The following is a 20002-nucleotide window of genomic DNA, read 5'->3' as shown; positions in this document are numbered from 1 at the left end:
GAGTATTTGTTATGCAAGATCTGAACAAGCTCGTGTTCGGCCGCCTCGGCTGGGATGCGATTCCCCATGACCCGATCATCTGGGCCACCTTCGCGATGGTCGCGATCGGCGGCACCGTGATGCTGGCCCTGATGACGCGCTACCGCGCCTGGGGCCCGCTGTGGCGCGACTGGCTGACCAGCATCGACCACAAGAAGATCGGCATCATGTACATCATCCTGGGCCTGGTGATGCTGCTGCGCGGCTTCGCCGACGCCATCATGATGCGTGCACAGCAGGCCATGGCCTTCGGCGACCAGGCCGGCTTCCTGCCGCCGCACCACTACGACCAGATCTTCACCGCCCACGGCGTGATCATGATCTTCTTCGTGGCGATGCCGCTGGTCACGGGCTTCATGAACTATGTCGTGCCGCTGCAGATCGGTGCTCGCGACGTGGCCTTCCCCTTCCTGAACAACTTCAGCTTCTGGATGACCGCCGGCGGCGCCATCCTGCTGATGATCTCGCTGTTCGTCGGCGAGTTCGCGCGCACCGGCTGGCTGGCCTTCCCGCCGCTGTCGGGCATCCTGGCGAGTCCGGGCGTGGGGGTGGACTACTACATCTGGGCGCTGCAGGTCGCGGGGGTAGGCACGACCTTGTCGGGTATCAACCTGATCGTGACCATCATCAAGATGCGCGCGCCCGGCATGACCCTGATGAAGATGCCCGTCTTCACCTGGACCTCGCTGTGCACCAACGTGCTGATAGTGGTGAGCTTCCCGGTGCTGACCGCCACCCTGGTGCTGCTGTCGCTGGACCGCTACCTGGGCACGAACTTCTTCACGACGGACCTGGGCGGCAACGCCATGCTGTACGTGAACCTGATCTGGATCTGGGGCCACCCCGAGGTCTACATCCTGATCCTGCCCTGCTTCGGCATCTTCTCCGAGGTGGTGTCGACCTTCTGCCGCAAGCGCCTGTTCGGCTATGCCTCGATGGTCTATGCGACGGTCGTGATCACGATCCTGTCGTATCTCGTCTGGCTGCACCACTTCTTCACGATGGGCTCCGGGGCCAGCGTCAACAGCTTCTTCGGCATCACGACGATGATCATCTCGATCCCGACCGGGGCGAAGATCTTCAACTGGCTGTTCACGATGTACCGCGGCCGCATCAGCTTCGAGCTGCCGATGATGTGGACCATCGCCTTCATGATCACCTTCGTGATCGGCGGCATGACGGGCGTGCTGCTGGCGGTGCCGCCGGCCGACTTCGTGCTGCACAACTCGCTGTTCCTGATCGCGCATTTCCACAACGTGATCATCGGCGGCGTGCTGTTCGGCCTGTTCGCGGGCATCTACTTCTGGTTCCCGAAGGCCTTCGGCTACAAGCTGGATCCGTTCTGGGGCAAGGTTTCGTTCTGGTTCTGGGTGATCGGCTTCTACTTCGCCTTCATGCCGCTGTACGTGCTAGGCCTGATGGGCGTGACCCGCCGCATGAGCCACTTCACCGATCCCTCGCTGCAGATCTGGTTCCAGATCGCCGCCTTCGGTGCCGTGCTGATCGCCGTCGGTATCGCCGCGATGCTGATCCAGTTCGCCGTCAGCTACCTGCGCCGCGAGCAGCTGCGTGACGTCACGGGCGACCCCTGGGACGGCCGCACGCTGGAATGGTCGACCGCTTCGCCCCCGCCCGCCTACAACTTCGCGTTCACCCCGGTGGTCCACGACCTGGACGCCTGGGCCGACATGAAGAAGCGCGGCGCCGTGCGCCCGACCCGCGGTTTCGTGGACATCCACATGCCCAAGAACACCGCCGCCGGCGTGGTGATCGCCGCCCTGGCGACCCTGCTGGGCTTCGCGATGGTCTGGCAGATGTGGCTGGTGGCCGGCGTGAGCTTCGCGGCGATCGTCATCTACGCGATCGTGCACACCTTCAACTACCACCGCGACTACTACATCAAGGCCGATGAGGTGACGCGCACCGAGGATGCCCGCACCGCGCAGCTGGCGGCCCAGGCTTGAGCGGAGGTCACGACAACATGCAAGCAACGCACACCCTGAACGGCGCCGGCGCAGCGCCGGTCTTCTACGACGACGGCAGCCACCATCCGCAGCAGGGCACCCTGCTCGGCTTCTGGATCTACCTGATGAGCGACTTGCTCATCTTCGCGGCCCTGTTCGCCACCTTCGCGGTGCTGGGCAGGAGCTATGCGGCCGGCCCCTCGGGCGCCGACCTGTTCGACCTGAAGCTGGTCGCGATCAACACCGCGCTGCTGCTGTTCTCGTCGATCACCTACGGCTTTGCGATGATCGGCGCCCAGCAGGGCAGCAAGAAGCTGGTGCTCGGCTGGCTGGCGATCACCGGCCTGCTGGGCCTGGCCTTCGTCGGCGTCGAGCTGTATGAGTTCGCCCACCTGATCCACGAGGGTGCGAACTGGCAGCGCAGCGCCTTCCTGTCGTCCTTCTTCGCCCTGGTCTCCACCCACGGTCTGCACGTCAGCTTCGGCATCATCTGGCTGGTGGTGCTGATGGTGCAGGTCGGCAAGCTGGGCCTGACGGTCGAGAACAAGCGTCGCCTGATGTGCCTGTCGATGTTCTGGCACTTCCTGGACCTGGTCTGGATCGGCGTGTTTACCTTTGTTTATCTGATGGGGGTGCTGTGATGGGCGCTCAGAACCACGGTCACGACGACCACGGCCACCACGACGATCCGCTGGCCGAGTACCACGTCTCCTACAAGGGCTACATCGTCGGCTTCCTGCTGGCGGCCATCCTGACCATCATCCCCTTCTGGCTGGTGATGGCCAAGGTGCTGCCGGCGGACATGACCAAGCTGATCATCCTGGTGTTCGCGGCGGTGCAGATCGTCGTGCACATGGTCTATTTCCTGCACATGAACGGCAAGGTGGAGAGCGGCTGGTCGATGCTGTCGCTGATCTTCACCGTGGTGTTCGTGGCCATCATCCTGGCCGGCACGGTCTGGGTCATGTACCACATGAACATCAACATGATGCCCGTGCACGACATGAACAGCATGCGCTGATGTCCCGCGATCCTTCCGCGCTGCGGCCGCGCCGCGGCAAGGCCTTCTGGGTCTTGCTGCTGGGCGCGGCCCTTTCGTTTGTGGCCTTCCTCGCGCTGGGCAGCTGGCAGGTCCAGCGCCTGGGCTGGAAGCAGGACCTGATCGCCCGCGTCGAGGCCCGCCTGGCCGCCGCGCCGGTGCCGCCACCGGCACGCGCCGACTGGCCCGCGGTCGACAAGGCCGGCTTCGAGTACCGCAAGCTGCGGCTCGCCGGCCGCTTCGAGCATGGGCGCGAGACCCTGGTCGGCGCCAGCACCGAGCTGGGCAGCGGCTTCTGGGTGCTGACCCCGCTGCGCCTGGCCGACGGCGGCTGGCTGCTGGTGAACCGCGGCTTCGTGCCGCCGAGCCTGCGCGATCCGGCGAGCCGGCGCGAGGGCCAGATCGAGGGCGAGATCGAGCTGACCGGCCTGCTGCGCCTGAGCGAGCCGCTGGGCAGCCTGCTGCAGAAGAACGAGCCGGCCGCCGGCCGCTGGTACTCGCGCGATGTCGCCGCGATCGCCGCGGCGCGCGGCCTCGAGGGCCCGGTCGCGCCCTTCTTCGTCGATGCCGCCGGCGACCCGCAGGCCGAGGTCTGGCCGCGCCCCGGCCTGACCGTGCTGCGCTTCAGCAACAATCACCGGGTCTACGCCCTCACCTGGTTTGCGCTGGCCGCGATGGCGGCCGGTGCCGCGGTCTACCTGCTGCGCGAGCAGCGGCGCCGGCCGCAGGACCCGCCATCGCATCGTGAACTCGACCCTTGAATCGCCCGGCACGCTGGGCCTGATCGGCCTGGCCTCGGAACACCGCGCCGGCCGCAACAACCTGCTGCAGCTGATCCAGCTGCGCTGGGTGGCGGTGGCCGGCCAGCTGGCCACCATCGCGATGGTGCAGTTCGCGCTGGGCATCGAGCTGCCGCTGGCCGAGATGCTGGCGCTGCTGGCCGCGCTGACCCTGTTCAATCTGCTGTGCTGGCTGCGCTATCACGCGCCCTGGGGCGTCGGCGACGCCGAGCTGTTCGCCGGCCTGCTGGTCGACATCGCGGTGCTCAGCGGCCAGCTCTTCTACAGCGGCGGCGTCACCAACCCCTTCATCCTGATCTATCTGCTGCTGGTCGCGGTCGGCGCGATGCTGCTGCGCCGGCCCTATATCTGGATCATGGTGGGCTTCACCGCCCTCGCCTTCCTGGCGCTGACGCAGTGGTACCGGCCGCTGGCGCTGCTGGGCCCGGCCCTGTCCACCCATTACATCGGCGGCCTGCTGCTGTGCTTCGCGCTGAACGCGGCGCTGCTGGTGATCTTCATCCACCGCATCGGCCGCAATCTGCGCCAGCGCGACGCGCGCCTGGCCGACCTGCGCCAGCGCGCCGCGGAGGAAGAGCATATCGTGCGCATGGGCCTGCTGGCCTCCGGCGCCGCGCATGAACTGGGCACGCCGCTGGCGACGCTGGCGGTGATCCTGGGCGACTGGTCGCGCATGGCGCCCTTTGCCGGCGACCCGGAGCTGCGCGAGGAGATCGAGGAGATGCAGTTCCAGCTGGCGCGCTGCAAGAGCATCGTCAGCGGCATCCTGCTGGCCGCCGGCGACGCGCGCGGCGAGGCGCCGGTGGTGACCGGCCTGCATGCCTTCCTGGACGAGCTGGTCGGGCAATGGCAGGACAGCCGGCCGGTGCAGGCGCTGGACTACCGGCGCGAGGGCCTACCCGACCCGCGCATCATTGCCGACTCGGCACTGCGCCAGATGATCGGCAACATCCTGGACAACGCGCTGGAGGCCGCGCCCCAGGGCCGCATCACCCTGAGCGCCAGCTGCGAGGGCGGCCCCACGACACAAGATTCCACGGCCGAGGACGAAGACGGCGCAGGCGATGTGAGCGAGGCCCAGTTGGTGCTGCGCGTGCAGGACCAGGGGCCGGGCTTCCTGCCCGGGATGCTGGAGCGCTTCGGCAAGCCCTACCAGTCGAGCAAGGGCCGGCCGGGTGGCGGCCTGGGCCTGTTCCTGTCGGTCAATGTGGCGCGCATGCTGGGCGGCCGCGTGCTGGCGCGCAATCCGGCCCAGGGCGGTGCGGAGGTCGAAGTGCGCCTGCCGCTGGCCACCTTGATGCCGCGCGAGCCGCGCGACAATGCGGCCCTGCACGATGAGTAACCCCTCCCCCACCCCTTCCGCCCCCGCGCCGCGCCAGCTGCTGATCGTCGAGGACGACGACGCCTTTGCCCGCACCCTGACCCGCTCCTTCGAGCGCCGCGGCTACCAGGTGCTGCGCGCCGCCAGCCTGGACGAGGTGCAGGCCCTGCTGCGCGATGCGCCCGCGCCGGGCCCCGCCGCCTATGCGGTGGTCGACCTGAAGCTGGCCGGCGGCGCCTCCGGCCTGGCCTGCGTGCAGGCCCTGCATGCGCATCACCCGCAGATGCTGATCGTCGTGCTGACCGGCTATGCCAGCATCGCCACCGCGGTCGAGGCGATCAAGCTGGGCGCCCGCCACTACCTGGCCAAGCCGGCCAATACCGACGACATCGAGGCCGCCTTCGCGCGCGGCCAGGGCGATGCCGAGGTCGAGGTGACCGAGCGCGTCACCACCTCGATCAAGACCCTGGAGTGGGAACATATCCACGAAACCCTGGCGGCCACCGACTTCAATATCTCCGAGACCGCGCGCCGCCTGGGCATGCACCGCCGCACCCTGGCGCGCAAGCTCGAAAAGCAGCGCATCAAGTAGCGGTCGCGAGCCCGCGCTCCATCCAGCAGGCCGCCGCGCCGAAGCTGGCCAGCTTGCGCCGGATCGGCGCCGGCAGCTGCGCCTGATGCGGCAGCGCAAAGCCCTGGCGCTCCCAATAGGGCCGCGCGCCCTGCACCGCCACCAGGCCCAGCTGCCGCAGGCCCAGCGCCGCGGCGCGCGCCTCGACCTCATCGAGCAGGCGCCGCCCCAGGCCCAGCGCGCGTCCGGCCGGCGCCACCGCCAGGTCGTGCAGATAGAGAAAGCGCGGCGCGGCGCTCGGCGCCCAGGCCGGCGCATCCAGCGCCGGCAGGCTGTCGGCGCAGGCCGGCAGGGTCACCAGATAGGCCAGCGGCTCCTCGCCGCGCCAGGCCATCCAGCTGGTCCGCAGCGCCTCGGTCGCGCACAGCTTGGCCTCGAAGGCAGCCGCACCCTCCAGGAAACCGGGCTCATAGCATTGCGCCTGCACCGTCAGCAGTGCCGGCACATCGGCCAGGCGCAGCGGCCGCAGGCTCACCGCATCCTCGAATTCAGAACGAGACATAGGACGACAGCAGCCGCGTGCCCAGCGGCGTGAAGATCAGCACGAAGCCCAGCAGATTGACGATCACGCTGAGCCAGAACAGGTGCCGGAACGCGGGCTTGCTGCTCTTGTGGCGCAGCAGCTGCTGCGCCAGCAGCGCGCCCGGCCAGCCGCAGGCCAACGCCAGGCCATGCAGGGTGGCCTCCGAGACGCGCCATTGCTGCAGGCGCGCCGCGCGCTTGTCGCCGGCATAGACGATGAAGGTGGCCAGGCTCATCGCCAGATAGCAGCCCCACAGCCAATGCGGCAGACCGAAGGCCAGATGCACCATCAGCACCAGCAGCGCAAAGCCCGGGATCAGCCACAGGCTGGCCCCACGCAGCGACTCGGGCCGCGGTGCCGCGGCGGCCGGCGCCGGCGCGCGGGCCGGGCGCGGCTCCAGGCTCTGCACCTTCAGCGCGCGAGCCTTGCCCTGCGCATCGGCGCCGGCCACGAAGCTCAGACGCTCGCCGACGAAGGGCCGGCGCGGCCGCAGGCCGAAGGCTTTTACATGCACAAACAGGCGCGGACCGCCGCCCTCGGGCTGGATGAAGCCATAGCCCTTGGCATCGTCCCACTGGATCAACTGGCCCGACTGTCGCATCGGAGATGGAAAAGAGAAGGTTGAAAAATGCAAAAGGCCCGCAACAGCGGGCCCCATCAGCTTAGCCGATCAAGATCGACCCGAGCCGGATCTCAGCGGCCGAAACCACCACGGCGCGGCGCCGGGCCGTTGCCCTGCGGGCGCTTGCCGCCATTGCCGCGACGCTCGCCGTCGAAGGCCGGACGATCGCCCTGGTGGAAGCTCTTGCCCTGGCCGCCGCCACCGAAGGGCTTGCGGTCGCCGAAGGCCGGGCGATCACCGCCGCCGCCGAACGAGGGCTTGCCCGCGAAGGGCTTGCGATCACCGTGGAACGAAGGCTTGCCCTCGCCGCGCGGGGCGAAGCCACGCTGCTCGCGCGCACCGCCGTCGAAACCGCGCTGCTCGAAACCGCGTTGCTGCTGCGGGCGCTGCTCGAAGGAGCGGCGCTCCTCGAAGCCACCACCCTGCGGCTGCTGGCGATCCTGCTGGCCGAAGGAACGGCCGAAGGACTTGCCACCGCCGTGGAAGGGCTTGCCGCCGCCCTGGCCGCCTTCGCGCTGGAAGGGCTTGCTGCCGAAGCGCTTGTCACCCTTGGGGGCGAAGCCCGGGCGACGGTCGTCGAAACGGCCACGCTCGCCTTCCGGACGCGGCGGGAAGATGCGCGGTTCCTGCGTCTTCGGCTCCAGGCCGGCGATCTGCGCCACCGGGATCTGCTGCGTCGTGAACTGCTGGATGCGGCGGATCATCGAGACGTCGTCACGCACGGCCAGGGTCACGGCCAGGCCTTCGCGGCCGGCACGGCCGGTGCGGCCGATGCGGTGCACATAGTCCTCGGCCTTCATCGGCAGGCCGTAGTTGATCACGTGGGTGATGGTCGGCACGTCGATGCCGCGCGCGGCGACATCGGTGGCCACCAGCACGCGCAGCTCGCGGCGGCGCAGCGCCATCAGCGTGCGGTTGCGGCGGCCCTGCGGCATGCCGCCGTGCAGCGGTGCGACGGCGTGGCCGATCTCCTGCAGGCGCTCGGCCAGCCAGTCGGCGTCGCGCTGGGTCGAAGTGAAGACCACGGCCTGGTCCAGATCGCGCTCGGCCAGGATGGCCTCCAGCAGCTGGTCCTTGTGGTTGTGGTTGTCGGCCCAGTGCAGGCGCTGGGTGATGTTCTCGTGGGTGTCGGTGTGCGAGGCGACGTCGATGCGCAGCGGGTCGTTCAGCAGGTCATGCGCCAGGCGGCCGACATGGCCGGCAAAGGTGGCGCTGTACATCACGGTCTGGCGCGTGGCCGGCGTGGCCTCGGCCACCACCTTGATGTCGTCGATGAAGCCCATGTCCAGCATGCGGTCGGCCTCGTCCAGCACCAGCATCTCGACATTCTCCAGCACGCACTTGCCCGAGGACAGGTGGTCCAGCAGACGGCCGGGGGTGGCGATCAGGATGTCCAGCGGGCCGCTCAGCTGGCGGATCTGCAGCGCATAGGGCATGCCGCCCAGCACGGTGGCGACCTTCAGGCCCTGCACATGGCGGCCGTAGGTCTGCGCGGCCTTGGAGACCTGCATCGCCAGTTCACGCGTCGGGGCCAGCACCAGCACCTTGGGGCCGTAGTTCTTGCCCTTCTCGCGCTTCTGGAAACCGTTGCCGTTGTCGCCGCGGGCGGCCAGCACCTTGTTCAGGGCCGGCAGGATGAAGGAGGCGGTCTTGCCCGAGCCGGTGCGCGAGCTGACCATCAGGTCCTGGCCCTGCAGCGCCGGCGGGATCGCCTGGCCTTGCACTTCGGTGGCGTTCTCGTAACCGGAATCCTTGACGGCGCGCAGCAGGGCTTCATGCAGGCCCAGATTTTCGAAACTCATTGTCTTTTCTTTCAACAAAGCCGTGCCCTGCCCCGTGGGGAGCAAAAATAAGGCACGTGCGGTCCCGGCCAGGCCGGCCCGCAGGTCATCAAGTCGCTGGGAGAAAGCTCGCGTCGTACAGCGAGGGCAACAAGCCTCGTGCGGCGCCGGGGAACAGTCAAAAGCGACGGCTAAACATCGCCGCCGACCGCACCCGTTGGGCTTTCGGCGCTGCGCCCACGACACCAGCGCGATGGCTGGCAGGGACGGCCCGAAAAAGGTCAGAGGAGACGAACGAATTGCCACGACCGTATCGCGGCAAGCCATTGATTGTAGCATCTAGGGTTTCCACTGACAAGGGGCTTCGTCCTATACTTGTTCACGGTCGGCAGTTCACCCAGGCCTTGCCGCGCGGCCCGTGCCGCGAGCTAAACCTGCCTCGATACCCCAGCATGTCACGTGGCGCCCTGTGCCCTTGGCTGCAAGACGGCAAGCCCAGCCCCTGTTGTGACGACAGGTTTTTTCCGCGCACATGGCGATGGAGTGAACATCCATGCCCCGTGAAACGATCGCTTGCCCGGTGCCGGACCTCTCGGCCTTTGCCAAGACCCTGCGCCGCCAGCTGGCCGAGGCCACCCCGGCCGAACATCTGCCCAGCCACCTGAGCCTGATGAACATGCTGGCGCGCGCCGCCGGCCATCGCAATCTGCAGGCCCTGAAGGCCACCCCGCCCGCGGCCGACCCGAGCCCGCCGAGCGACAACCCCGGCCGCCTGCCAGAACGCCAGCGTCTGGCCCCGCAGCGCGGCCCGCGCCACCCGGCGCTGGGCGACACCGCCGACCGTGCGCTGCGCCAGTTCGACACTCGCGGCCGGCTGATGCGCTGGCCCACCAAGTACAGCGTGCAACGCCAGGCGCTGTGGGGGCTGTGGCTGCATTTCGATGCCAAGCGGCCCTACACCGAGCGCGAGGTCAACCAGATCCTGCAGGCCTGGCATGGCTTCGGCGACCACTGCACCCTGCGCCGCGAGCTGATCAACATGAAGCTGCTGGCGCGCACGCCGGACGGCGCCGTCTACCGCAAATGCCCGGCGCGCCCGGACGGCGAGGTCTCGGCCCTGCTGCGCGCGCTGCGTGAACGCCACCAGGCCCCGCCCGAGCCCTGAAGCTTCAGATTGCCTATAGGCGCGCCGCCGCCTAGGGTCTGCCCCAGGCACATTGGCCCTCAACAGGTCCCAAATTGGTATTTGATTGGCTGCAACAAATACCGAAGAGGGAGGAGGCTCATGGACAGGCGGCGTTTTCTGACGGCGGCCGGCGGCTTGACGGGCGGCCTGTGGCTGCCCGGCTGCGGCGGCGGGGGTGGCGGCTCGGGCGAGACGGCGACGCCGCCGGTGATCCCGCCGCCCGCTGGCCTCGACTGGGAGCCGCTGGCGCGCCAGCTGCAGGGCCAGCTGCTGCGCCCCGGGCAGACCGGCTATGACACCGCGCGCCGGCCGGCCAATGCCCGCTACGACACGCTGCAGCCGCAGGCGCTGGCCCGCTGCAACACGCCCGCCGACGTGGTCGCCGCGCTGGCCTTCGCGCGCCAGCACAAGTTGCCGCTGACGCCGCGCGGCGGCGGCCACAGCTATGTCGGCGCCTCCACCGGCGAGGGCCTCGTCATCGACGTCGGGCCGATGAATGCGGTGCGGCTGGAGGGCGAGGTGGCGGTGATCGGCGCCGGCGCCACCCTGGCCGATGTCTATGCGGCGCTGATCGATGCCGGCCGCTGCATCGCCGCCGGCAGCTGCGTCAGCGTCGGCATCGCCGGCCTGACCCTGGGCGGCGGCTTCGGCGTGCTGGACCGCCGCTACGGCCTGACCTGCGACCAGCTGGTCGGGGCGCGCCTGGTGCTGGCCGACGGTCGACAACTGGACTGCAGCGCGACGCAGAACCCCGAGCTGCTGTGGGCCCTGCGCGGCGCCGGCGGCGGCCAGTTCGGCATCGTCACCGAGCTGCGCCTCTCGACCCATGCGCTGACGCCGCTGTGCCGCTTCGGCGCGGCCTACCGCGTCGACGAACTGCCCGCCGTGCTGGCGGCCTGGCAGGACTGGAACCCGCCGGACTGGATCTGGTCGCAGCTGGTGCTGTCGGCCATCGAGGACTTCATCCTGCTGTGGGGCATCGCCAGCGCCGACGCTGCGACCACCGCGCCGGTCTGGCAGGCGCTGCAGGCCCGCATCGGCCGCACGCCGATGAACGACGGAGGGGTCACCGCGTTCGGCTACCGCCAGATCATGCTGGAGGGCTGCGGCAGCCTGGACCTGCCGGCCTGCCATCTGCCGGCTCAGCGCAGCACCGGCCAACTGCAGCGCGTCGCGATGGCGGCCAGCTCGGACTTCTTCGATGCGCCGCTGGACGCCGCCGGCATCCAGGCCCTGGGCGCGGCCTTGCAGGCGCGGCGCGGCCAGCGCGGCTCCATCATCCTGAACCTGATGGGCGGCGCGATCGCGCGCGTCGAACCGGCCGCCAGCGCCTTCGCGCACCGCGGCGCGCTGTTCAGCGCCCAGTACCTGGCCGACTACTTTCCCGGCACCGCGGCGGCGACCCTGGACGAGGCCGCCACCTGGACCCATGGCATGCGCGCGACCATGGCGCGCTGGAGCAGCGGCCGGGCCTACCAGAACTACCCCGACCTGCTGATCGGCAGCAACGGCCCCGCCGCCTACTACGGCGCGCAGCTGGCGCGGCTGCGCCAGCTGAAGGCCCAGTACGACCCGGACCGGGTGTTCGCCCCGCCGGCCAGCCTGGCGCTGAACGCGGCCTAGAGCTGGGCTTAAAGCGCTTCCAGCAGCGCCTGCAGGGCCGGCATCAGCGCGGCCAGCTGCTCTTCGTCCAGCCAGGCCGGCGGCGCGTCCAGCCAGGCCGGGAAGGCAATGCCGCGCTGCTGCACGCCCAGCAGCGCACGGTCCAGCGAGCCCTCGATCAGCAGCTGGGCCACCGGCACGCCGCGCGCACCCTCGCCGCAGACGCGCTGCAGGCGCTGCAGCGGCAGCGCCGCGCTCCAGGGCAGGTCGGCGTGGATCAGGGCCACGCGCGGCTCGCCCAGGCCGGCCTGGGCCGCCAGCGCGGCATCGCTGGCCAGCAGCACGCCGCCGGCCTCGGCCCGCCAGGCAGTCAATGCAGCCTCGGCATCGCCGGCGCGCAGGCGCTGCACCAGCAGCTTGCGCACCTTCAGCGCCTGGGCCAGGCTGTCCAGCAGGGTCTCGGACTGGGCGCAGACCACCAGGCGCGCCGCGGCCGCACCGGCCTCCGGCAGCAGCCATTCCTGGCGCAGCGCCAGCAGCGCCTCGACCTTGGCCGTCAGCGCATGGCGCGAGGCGGCCGGCAGCAGGGCCAGGGCCTGCAGCAATTGCTGCTGTTCGGCGGCCGTCAGGAAGCCCAGCTGCGACCAACGCTGCTGCAGCGCGCGCAGTTGCTGCAGCGGCGCCTGCGGCTGGGGCGCGGCGCTCGCCGGCAGGCTCAACCAGCGCGGCTGGGTCAGCGCGGCCGGCAGCTGCTCGCCCTGCAGCTCGCGCTTGCGGCGCGACAGCAGCACGCTTTGCAGCGCCTCGCGCTGCGCCTTCTTGCTGGCATCGGCCGGCAACGCGGCCAGGCGGGCCGCGGGGCCGCGCCGCGCCGGATCCAGCCAGTCCACCCAGGCCGCCAGACGTAGGTCGCCCAGCGGTTCCTGCGCGGCGATCAGCAGCAGCTGCGGCACCTCCAATTCACGCAGCGCCTGCAGCGCGGCCTCGTCCAGGCGCTCCAGCGCATCGACCACCAGCAGGCGCGGCGCCTGGGCATGGCGGCCGGTCGCGGCCGGCGGCTTCTCGGCCAGGATCAGGCTGCGCGGGAACTCGCCCAGCAGGCGTTCGATGTCGCGCCGCCAGGCCTCATGCGTGGCGGCCGGCGCGATCAGCAGCACGGGCTCGACGCCGAAGCGCTGGGCCCAGAGCCGGATCGCCGCGATCGCGGCGCCGCGCTGGCCCAGGCCCAAGTCGTCGGCGATCAGCGCGCGGCCGGCGCAGACGGCGAACAGCGCCGCCTCCCATTGGTAGGTCGGCAGCTCCTCCTTCAGCAGCCCGGCCAGCGCGCCGGGCTCGGCCAGCAGCGGCTCCAGCCGCGCCACGCGCGCCTGCGCATCGCGCGCCCAGGCCAGCTGGGTCCAGACCTCGGGCGCGACGCGCAGCGGCAGCGCCTCGGCGCGCGCACCATCCAGCAACGCCTGCAGCCAGGCATGCGCCCGCTCGGCCGGCAGGCGCATCGCCTCGTCCAGCGCCGGCGCGGCCAGCTGCTGCAGGGCCGGCGGCACCGCCAGACCCGGCACCCATTGCAGCTTGCGCTCCAGGCCCTGCTGCACCAGCCAGACCTCGGCCTCGCGGGCCGGCCAGCCGGCGTCCAGCTCGGCCACCTTCTCCAGCGGCAGCAGGCTCAGCAGCGCCTCGCCATGCTCGCAATCGGCCTGCGCGCGATGCTGCTCGCAATCGCAACGCCAGGCCAGTGGGCCCTGCAGACGCAGGTGATAGCTGCGCGCCAGCTCGAGGTCGTGCAGCTCATAGTCGCCGAACACGCTGTCCTCGTCCTCGCGCGAGCCCAGGCTGTAGCGCGGCGGCGGGGGCGGCTCGGCCGGTTCGACCGGCGCCGCGGCGACCTCGGCCGGTTTTGTCTTCTTGCTGCCGGCCTTCTTCTTGGCGGCCGGCGGTGCTTCGGCAGCGACCTCCTCGACCGGCGCCGCGGCGGCGACCTTCTTGCGCGCGGCGGGCTTTTTCTTCGGCGCGGATGCGGGCTCCTCGGCCGGCGGCTCCACCGGTGCCACCGGCGCAACAGGCTGGGCGACCACGGCAGCTTCGGCAGCCACGACGGCGGGCTTGCGCGCCGGCGCTTTTGTCTTCGCCGGCGCCTTCTTCGCAGCGACGGGCTCGGGCACGGCCTCGATCACCACAGCCGCCTCGGCCGTCTCTTTTTTCGTGCGGCGCTTCGGCGCGGGCTTGGCCTCGACGGCGGCTACATCGCCACCATCCGGGATCTGGTCTGCAGAGGTCTTCTTGTGTTTCATGGGATTCGGAAAAAGGAGGACCCGGCCGCGGCCGGCATGCAGGCGTGCCTCAGGAAGAAGAGGCGCGCAGGCGAGCGGGTGGCGGGTCGTCGTGGTCGTGATCCTGCTGCGGTAGCAGCTCGGCCTCGAGCCAGCCGCGCAGGCTGTTGAAGAAGGCGAGCCCCTGGGCTCGCGTCAGGTCCTGGGGCGTCAGGCGTGCCTCGCGCACGCGCCCCTGGGCCAGCAGCTCCTCGCGCAGCACACCGGGCAGCAGCCCGGCCGCGGCGCGCGGCGTCAGCCATTGGCCCTCGATATTCAGCGCGATATTGCCGAACGTACCCTCGGTCAGTTCGCCGGCCTCGTTCCACAGGATCAGATCGAAGGCGCCGGCCGGCTTGTCCGCGGTGAAGGCCTCGTAGAGCTCGCGCCGCGTGGTCTTGTGCTGAATAAACTCGGCCGCCGGCCCGAGGGTGGCGATCGGCCGCGGCGCCAGCGCCAGCCGCACCGGCTGCATGGTCTCGGCCAGCGCCTGCACCTCGGTGCGCAGCTTGCCGCCGCGCGCCAGGATCAGGCGCACGCGCCAGCTGCCATGCGGATGCTCGCGCGCGATCTTGGCCAGCTGGGAGCGCACGCAGTCGCCGCACCAGGTCAGGCCGAAATGGCGCACGCAGCGCTGCAGCCGCGCCAGGTGCAGCTCCAGCCGGGCAAAGGCGCCCTGCGCCAGCCGCAGGGTTTCCAGCGCCGCCACCGGCGCCGCCGCGCGCAGCAGAAAGCGGCTCTTGGCGCGCCATTCGGCGATCTCGGCCTCGGCTTGCGAGTCCAGCGTGATGCCGCTGCCGATGCCGCAGCACAGGCCGGCGCCGTCCGGTGCGGTCTCGACGGTGCGGATCGGCACGTTGAAGGTGGCCGCCCCGCCCGGCTGCAGCAGGCCCAGGGCCCCGCAGTACCAGCCGCGCGGGCGTTGCTCCAGTTCGGCAATGATCTGCGTGGCACGCACCTTGGGCGCGCCGGTGATCGAACCGCAGGGGAACAGCGCGCCGAACAGCTCGGACAGCCGCAGGCCGCTGCGCCCCACCGCGGTGACGGTCGAGGTCATCTGCCAGACCGTGCTGAGCGGATGCAGCTCAAAGAGGCGCGGCACCCGCACCGAGCCGGTGACCGCGATGCGCGACAGGTCGTTGCGCAGCAGGTCCACGATCATCAGGTTTTCGGCGCGCTCCTTCTCGCTGGTGCGCAGATAGGTCTGGGCCGCCTCGTCTACAGCGCGGTCGGCGCCGCGCGGCGCCGTGCCCTTCATCGGCTGGGCCGCGATCAGCCAGGTGCGCGGCGCGCCCTCGCTCTCGGGCAGCGGGCGCCAGTCGAAGAACAGCTCGGGCGAGACGCTGGCGATGCCAGGCTCACGCAGAAACAGCGCGAAGCCGCCCGGCTGCGCCGCCTGCAGCGCCAGGAAATAGGCGGCCAGCTCGAAGCCGGGCTGTGGCGTGGCCGCGAGCCGGGTGGTCAGATTGACCTGGTAGCAGTCACCCGCGCGTATCCATTCGCGCACCCGCTTGACCTGTGCGGCCGCGGTCGCCTCGTCCTGGCCATCGCTCCAGCCGGACAGCGGCATCGGCGCGGCCTCGGCCTCGGGCCAGGCCTCGGGCGCCGAATCCCAGACCTGGAACTCGGCCAGCGGGCCCTCGGAGGGCAGGGTCGCCAGCACCGGGTCCAGGGCCGCCGCGGCCTCGTAACGCAGGCCGCCCAGCACCCAGGCGCCGGCGCGCGCGGCCGCATGGGCGGCGTCGATCACGCCGCGCAGCTCGGCCGCCTCGCGCGCGATCAGGCGCCGCGCCGGCGGCGCGTAGAAGGCGCCGCGCAGGCGCTCGCCGTCCTCGCGGGACAGCGGATGGCGCGGGAAGTCGAAGGCCGCCCAGAGCTCGTCGGGGCGGCGGGTACTGCTCATCGCGGGACCGGCGGGATCAGAGGCTCAGGAAATGCTCGCGGTAATAGGCGAGCTCCTCGATCGACTCATGGATGTCGGCCAGCGCGGTGTGCTTCTGGGCCTTCTTGAAGCCGTCGATGATGCCGGGCTTCCAGCGCCGCGCCAGCTCCTTCAGGGTCGACACGTCGAGATTGCGGTAGTGGAAGAAGTCTTCCAGCGTCGGCATGTAGTTGGCGAGGAAGCGGCGGTCCTGGCAGATGCTGTTGCCGCACATCGGCGACTTGCCCTTGGGCACATAGGCCTTCAGGAACTCGATCACCTGGGCGGCGGCCTGCTCCTCGGTGATGGTCGAGGCCTTGACGCGGTCGATCAGGCCGCTCTTGCCATGCGTGCCCTTGTTCCAGTTGTCCATCGCGTCCAGGGTCGCGTCGCTCTGGTGGATCGCGAACACCGGCCCCTCGATGCGCACCGTCAGCTGCGGGTCGGTCACCACCACCGCCACCTCGATGATGCGGTCGCGGTCGGGGTACAGGCCGGTCATCTCCAGATCGATCCAGATCAGGTTCTGGTCGCTGCTGGCCAGCAGGGGGTTGTCGCTCATGGCTTGGCTCTCTCGGAAAGCTTGTGGTCTTCGGTTGCCGCATTGTCGCAGCCCTACACTCACGCCCATGCCGTCCGCGAATTTTCTTGTGCTGAATCCCACCCATCTGAGCCTGGCCTTTGCCGCGGCGCTGCTGCTGTCCCTGCTGATCAAGTTCTGGCTCAACGGCCGCCAGGTGCGCCATGTGATGCGCCATCGCGAGGCGGTGCCCGCGCCCTTCGCCGCCACCGTGCCGCTGGCGGCGCACCAGAAGGCGGCCGACTACACGGTGACGCGCGCGCGCTTCGGCCTGCTGAGCCTGGCCTTCAACGCCGCGGTGCTGCTGGGCTGGACCCTGCTGGGCGGGCTGGACCTGCTGAACGGCGCGCTGCGCGCGCTGGACTGGCCGCCCATGGGCTACCAGCTGGCGCTGATCGCCGCCTTCGCGCTGATCGGCGGCCTGCTGGACCTGCCCTTCGAGCTCTACAGCACCTTCCGCATCGAGCAGCGCTTCGGCTTCAACCGCATGACATGGAAGCTCTACCTGGTCGACAACCTGAAGGGCCTGGCGGTCGGTGCCGTGATCGGCCTGCCGATCGCCGCGCTGATCCTGTGGCTGATGGGCGCGGCCGGGCGCTATTGGTGGCTGTGGGCCTGGGGATCCTGGATGGGCTTCAATCTGCTGATCCTGGTGCTCTACCCGACCGTGATCGCGCCGCTGTTCAACAAGTTCGAGCCGCTGACCGACGAGGGCCTGAAGACCCGCGTGCAGGGCCTGATGGCGCGCTGCGGTTTCGCGGCCAAGGGCCTGTTCGTGATGGACGGCAGCCGCCGCTCGGCCCATGGCAATGCCTATTTCACCGGCATCGGCGCGGCCAAGCGGGTGGTGTTCTTCGACACCCTGCTGGCGCGCCTGTCCGGCGCCGAGGTCGAGGCGGTGCTGGCCCATGAGCTGGGGCATTTCAAGCACAAGCATGTGCTCAAGCGCATGCTGACGATGTTCGGCCTGAGCCTGGCCGGCTTCGCGCTGCTGGGCTGGCTGTCGGCCCAGCCGGCCTTCTTTTTTGGCTTCGGCGTGCAGCCGAACCTGGATGCGCCGAACGACGCGCTGGCCCTGCTGCTGTTCCTGCTGGTGCTGCCGGTGTTCGGCTTCTTCTTCACGCCGATCGGCAGCCTGCTGTCGCGCCGCGACGAGTTCCAGGCCGATGCCTATGCCTGCGTGCAGGCCAGCGGCGCCGATCTGGCCTCGGCCCTCCTGAAGCTGCACGAGGACAATGCCGGCACCCTGACGCCGGATCCGGTCTACGCCCGCTTCTACTATTCCCACCCGCCGGCCAGCGAACGCCTGGCCGCCATTGCCGCCCTGTGACCCAAGCCATGAACCTGCTGCTCGCCCAATGCACGCCCCAGCATGAGGCCCTTCCCGAAGCCCAGCTGCAGAGCTGGCTGGACCAGGTGCCGGGCTGGCTGCCCGATGCCGAGCGCCAGCTGATCGCGCGCGCCTTCCGCTTCGACAACTACTACCAGACCATGGCCTTCGTCGACGCGGTGGCCGAGCTGGCCCATGCGCAGGACCACCATCCTGAGATGCTGGTGAGCTACGGCACCTGCACCGTCAGCTTCCGCACCCACAGCGCCGGCGGCCTGACGGCCAACGATTTCATCTGCGCCGCGCAAGTCTCGGCCCTGCCCGAGGCCGAGCAGGCATGACGGCCAAGTTCCAGGACCTGGACCTGGGCCTGGTGGTGCGCGGCCATGGCCGGCACTACATCGTCGAGGATGCGGACGGCGTGCGTCATGTCTGCCATCCGCGCGGCAAGAAGAGCGATTGCGTGGTCGGCGACCGGGTGCGCTGGGCACCGAGCGGCGACGAGGGCGTGATCGAGGCGGTGGAGCCGCGCGGCAACCTGCTGTTCCGCCAGGACGAGTGGAAGACCAAGAGCTTCGCGGCGAACCTGGACCAGCTGCTGGTGCTGGTCGCGGTGGAGCCGGTGTTCAGCGAGAGCCAGCTGACGCGCGCGCTGATCGCGGCCGAGAGCGCCGGCATCGCGGCGCGCATCGCGCTGAACAAGACCGACCTGCCCGGCGCCGAGGCCGCGCGCGAACGCCTGCGGCCCTACCGCGAGATGGGTCTGGAGGTGATGGAGGTGGCGCTGAAGGCCGACCCGGCCGGCTCGCGCGCGCTGCTGGAGCCCTGGCTGCAAGGCAAGAGCAGCTTCGTGCTGGGCCCCAGCGGCACGGGCAAGAGCACCCTGATCAATCTGCTGATTCCCGACGCCCAGGCCCAGGTCGGTGACATCTCGCAGGCCCTGAACTCGGGCCGCCACACGACGACGACGACGCAGTGGTACTGGGTCGACGGTGAGCGCCACACCGCGCTGATCGATTCGCCGGGCTTCCAGGAATTCGGCCTGCGCCAGATCGAGCCGGCGCAGCTGCCGATCCTGATGCCGGACCTGCGTGCGCACGCCGGCGACTGCCGCTTCTACAACTGCACGCACCAGCATGAGCCGGGCTGCGGCGTGATCGCCGCGCTCGAGGCCGGCAGGATCAGCGCCTCGCGCTACCGCATCTACGGCGAGATCCTGGCGGAGCTGAGCAGCAAGCGCTGGTAGGCGGCGGGATCAGGGCTCGAGCCGGGCCTGCTCCGGCCTGACCTCGCGCACCTCGACATCCACCACCTCGCCGACCGGCGCGCGCTTCGAGCCAGAGCCCGCACGGAAGCGGCGCGCGCGGGCGAAGCCGGACAGATCGACCACCGGCTTGCGGCCGCGGACCAGGCTCCAGATCATCAGCCCCAGCATCGTGACCAGGGCCACGCCCATCAGCGCCAGCACCAGCACCACGGTGGCGACGGCCAGCAGCAGGCGCACGGCGAACGAGACGAGGGCAGAGAGCATGGAGTCCTTTCTTTCTTCTGCAGTACGGACGAGCGCGAGCGCTCAGCCGCGCCCGACAAAGGGCATAGATGTGGCCATCACCGTCATATTCAAGACATTGGCCGACAGCGGCAGCGCCGCCATGTGCAGCAGCGCTTCGGCCACATGGCGCACATCCATCGTCGGCTCCACCGCGATCTGGCCGTTGGCCTGCGGCACGCCCTGGGTCATCTTGTAGGCCATGTCGGTCAGCGCATTGCCGATGTCGATCTGGCCGCAGGCGATGCCATGGGCGCGGCCGTCCAGCGCCAGCGACTTGGTCAGGCCGGTGATCGCGTGCTTGGTCGCGGTATAGGGCGCGGAGTTCGGCCGCGGCGCATGGGCCGAGATCGAGCCGTTGTTGATGATGCGGCCGCCCCGCGGCGACTGGGTCTTCATCAGCTTGAACGCGGCCTGGGCGCAGAGAAAGCTGCCGCTCAGGTTGACGTCCACCACCGCCTGCCATTGCTCGAAGCTCAACTCGTCGATCGGCACCGCGGGGGCCGACATGCCGGCATTGTTGAACAGCAGGTCGAGCCGGCCGAACTCGACGCGCACGCGCTCGAACAACGCCGCCACCGCCTCGGGCCGGGCCACATCGGCCGCCATCACGACGCCGCGCCCGGGGTGCGACTGCGCCGTCTGCTCCAGCGCCTCGGCGCGCCGCCCGACCAGGGCCACGCGGTAGCCGGCCCCCATCAGGGCCTGGGCGCAGGCGCGGCCGATGCCGCTGCCGGCGCCGGTCACCATCGCATAGCGGATGAGGGAAGAAGTGTCGGAGGTCATCGTCAGGGCTCAGTGCTCATCG

The 20002-nt window shown here is 70.0% G+C and carries 19 protein-coding genes; 11 read left to right on the top strand and 8 right to left on the bottom strand.

Annotated features, from left to right (window positions below):
* The first annotated feature begins 11 nt into the window (after positions 1–11).
* Genes cyoB through G8A07_RS12055 form a run of 6 tightly spaced genes read left to right on the top strand, consistent with a single transcriptional unit; the run spans position 12 to position 5755 of the window.
* Positions 12–2003 carry a cytochrome o ubiquinol oxidase subunit I gene (cyoB, locus tag G8A07_RS12080; RefSeq protein WP_195797227.1) on the top strand — a complete coding sequence of 664 codons (1992 nt, stop codon included), beginning with the start codon at positions 12–14 and terminating at the stop codon, positions 2001–2003.
* 17 nt (positions 2004–2020) lie between these two features.
* Entirely contained in the window at positions 2021–2644 is a 624-nt protein-coding gene (cyoC, locus tag G8A07_RS12075; RefSeq protein ID WP_195797226.1) for a cytochrome o ubiquinol oxidase subunit III, read from the top strand.
* A complete protein-coding gene (gene cyoD / locus G8A07_RS12070) occupies positions 2644–3024 on the top strand; it encodes a cytochrome o ubiquinol oxidase subunit IV (protein WP_195797225.1) in 381 nt (126 codons plus the stop codon). The genes cyoC and cyoD overlap by 1 nt, the downstream gene beginning before the upstream one ends.
* Positions 3024–3803, top strand: a complete 780-nt coding sequence (locus G8A07_RS12065; RefSeq protein WP_195797224.1) for an SURF1 family protein — start codon at positions 3024–3026, stop codon at positions 3801–3803. Before cyoD ends, G8A07_RS12065 begins: the two co-directional genes overlap by 1 nt.
* On the top strand, positions 3787–5184 hold the full coding sequence (locus G8A07_RS12060; protein ID WP_249937312.1) for an ATP-binding protein: 1398 nt from the start codon (positions 3787–3789) through the stop codon (positions 5182–5184). The genes G8A07_RS12065 and G8A07_RS12060 overlap by 17 nt, the downstream gene beginning before the upstream one ends.
* Positions 5177–5755 carry a response regulator transcription factor gene (locus G8A07_RS12055; protein WP_195797223.1) on the top strand — a complete coding sequence of 193 codons (579 nt, stop codon included), beginning with the start codon at positions 5177–5179 and terminating at the stop codon, positions 5753–5755. Before G8A07_RS12060 ends, G8A07_RS12055 begins: the two co-directional genes overlap by 8 nt.
* Here G8A07_RS12055 and G8A07_RS12050 read toward each other — a convergent pair.
* From G8A07_RS12050 to G8A07_RS12040, 3 genes are all read right to left on the bottom strand, one after another.
* Complete coding sequence (locus G8A07_RS12050; protein ID WP_195797222.1) at positions 5748–6296, bottom strand: GNAT family N-acetyltransferase; 549 nt, start codon at positions 6294–6296, stop codon at positions 5748–5750. The two genes, G8A07_RS12055 and G8A07_RS12050, sit on opposite strands and share 8 nt — an antisense overlap.
* Positions 6283–6918, bottom strand: coding sequence for a cold shock and DUF1294 domain-containing protein (locus G8A07_RS12045; protein WP_195797221.1), 636 nt, complete (start codon positions 6916–6918; stop codon positions 6283–6285). The genes G8A07_RS12050 and G8A07_RS12045 overlap by 14 nt, the downstream gene beginning before the upstream one ends.
* 92 nt (positions 6919–7010) lie before the next feature.
* On the bottom strand, positions 7011–8741 hold the full coding sequence (locus tag G8A07_RS12040; RefSeq protein WP_195797220.1) for a DEAD/DEAH box helicase: 1731 nt from the start codon (positions 8739–8741) through the stop codon (positions 7011–7013).
* Positions 8742–9273: 532 nt separating this feature from the next.
* Here G8A07_RS12040 and G8A07_RS12035 point away from each other — a divergent pair.
* Positions 9274–9885, top strand: a complete 612-nt coding sequence (locus G8A07_RS12035) for a DUF2087 domain-containing protein (protein WP_195797219.1) — start codon at positions 9274–9276, stop codon at positions 9883–9885.
* A 120-nt stretch (positions 9886–10005) separates the two neighbouring features.
* Positions 10006–11529, top strand: a complete 1524-nt coding sequence (locus tag G8A07_RS12030; protein ID WP_195797218.1) for an FAD-binding oxidoreductase — start codon at positions 10006–10008, stop codon at positions 11527–11529.
* Between the two features lie 8 nt (positions 11530–11537).
* Here the strand turns inward: G8A07_RS12030 and G8A07_RS12025 are convergent, their stop codons facing one another.
* Genes G8A07_RS12025 through orn form a run of 3 tightly spaced genes read right to left on the bottom strand, consistent with a single transcriptional unit; the run spans position 11538 to position 16297 of the window.
* Positions 11538–13796: a hypothetical protein gene (locus G8A07_RS12025; RefSeq protein WP_195797217.1), complete on the bottom strand. Its 2259-nt coding sequence runs from the start codon at positions 13794–13796 to the stop codon at positions 11538–11540.
* A gap of 49 nt (positions 13797–13845) precedes the next feature.
* Positions 13846–15717 (bottom strand): chorismate-binding protein, encoded by a 1872-nt coding sequence (locus G8A07_RS12020; protein WP_195797216.1) that lies wholly within the window; start codon positions 15715–15717, stop codon positions 13846–13848.
* A 16-nt stretch (positions 15718–15733) separates the two neighbouring features.
* Entirely contained in the window at positions 15734–16297 is a 564-nt protein-coding gene (gene orn / locus G8A07_RS12015) for an oligoribonuclease (protein WP_195797215.1), read from the bottom strand.
* A gap of 67 nt (positions 16298–16364) precedes the next feature.
* On the opposite strand from orn, the gene G8A07_RS12010 reads away from it, so the two are divergent.
* The 3 genes from G8A07_RS12010 to rsgA are packed head-to-tail and all read left to right on the top strand — an operon-like array spanning position 16365 to position 18891.
* Positions 16365–17645, top strand: a complete 1281-nt coding sequence (locus tag G8A07_RS12010; protein ID WP_195797214.1) for a M48 family metallopeptidase — start codon at positions 16365–16367, stop codon at positions 17643–17645.
* Positions 17646–17653: 8 nt separating this feature from the next.
* The gene (locus tag G8A07_RS12005) at positions 17654–17986 is read left to right on the top strand and encodes a 4a-hydroxytetrahydrobiopterin dehydratase (RefSeq protein WP_195797213.1); all 333 of its coding nucleotides are present in this window, start codon (positions 17654–17656) and stop codon (positions 17984–17986) included.
* On the top strand, positions 17941–18891 hold the full coding sequence (rsgA, locus tag G8A07_RS12000) for a ribosome small subunit-dependent GTPase A (protein ID WP_371816458.1): 951 nt from the start codon (positions 17941–17943) through the stop codon (positions 18889–18891). The genes G8A07_RS12005 and rsgA overlap by 46 nt, the downstream gene beginning before the upstream one ends.
* A gap of 9 nt (positions 18892–18900) precedes the next feature.
* On the opposite strand, the gene G8A07_RS11995 is transcribed toward rsgA, so the two are convergent.
* Positions 18901–19176, bottom strand: a complete 276-nt coding sequence (locus G8A07_RS11995) for a hypothetical protein (protein WP_195797211.1) — start codon at positions 19174–19176, stop codon at positions 18901–18903.
* A gap of 42 nt (positions 19177–19218) precedes the next feature.
* Entirely contained in the window at positions 19219–19980 is a 762-nt protein-coding gene (locus G8A07_RS11990) for an SDR family oxidoreductase (RefSeq protein ID WP_195797210.1), read from the bottom strand.
* Positions 19981–20002 lie beyond the last annotated feature (22 nt).

Origin of the sequence: Roseateles sp. DAIF2, from assembly GCF_015624425.1 — a bacterium.
Classification (GTDB): domain Bacteria; phylum Pseudomonadota; class Gammaproteobacteria; order Burkholderiales; family Burkholderiaceae_C; genus Kinneretia.
The sequence above is the reverse complement of the archived record's forward strand: the minus strand, read 5'-3'. Positions and strand labels throughout refer to the sequence as shown.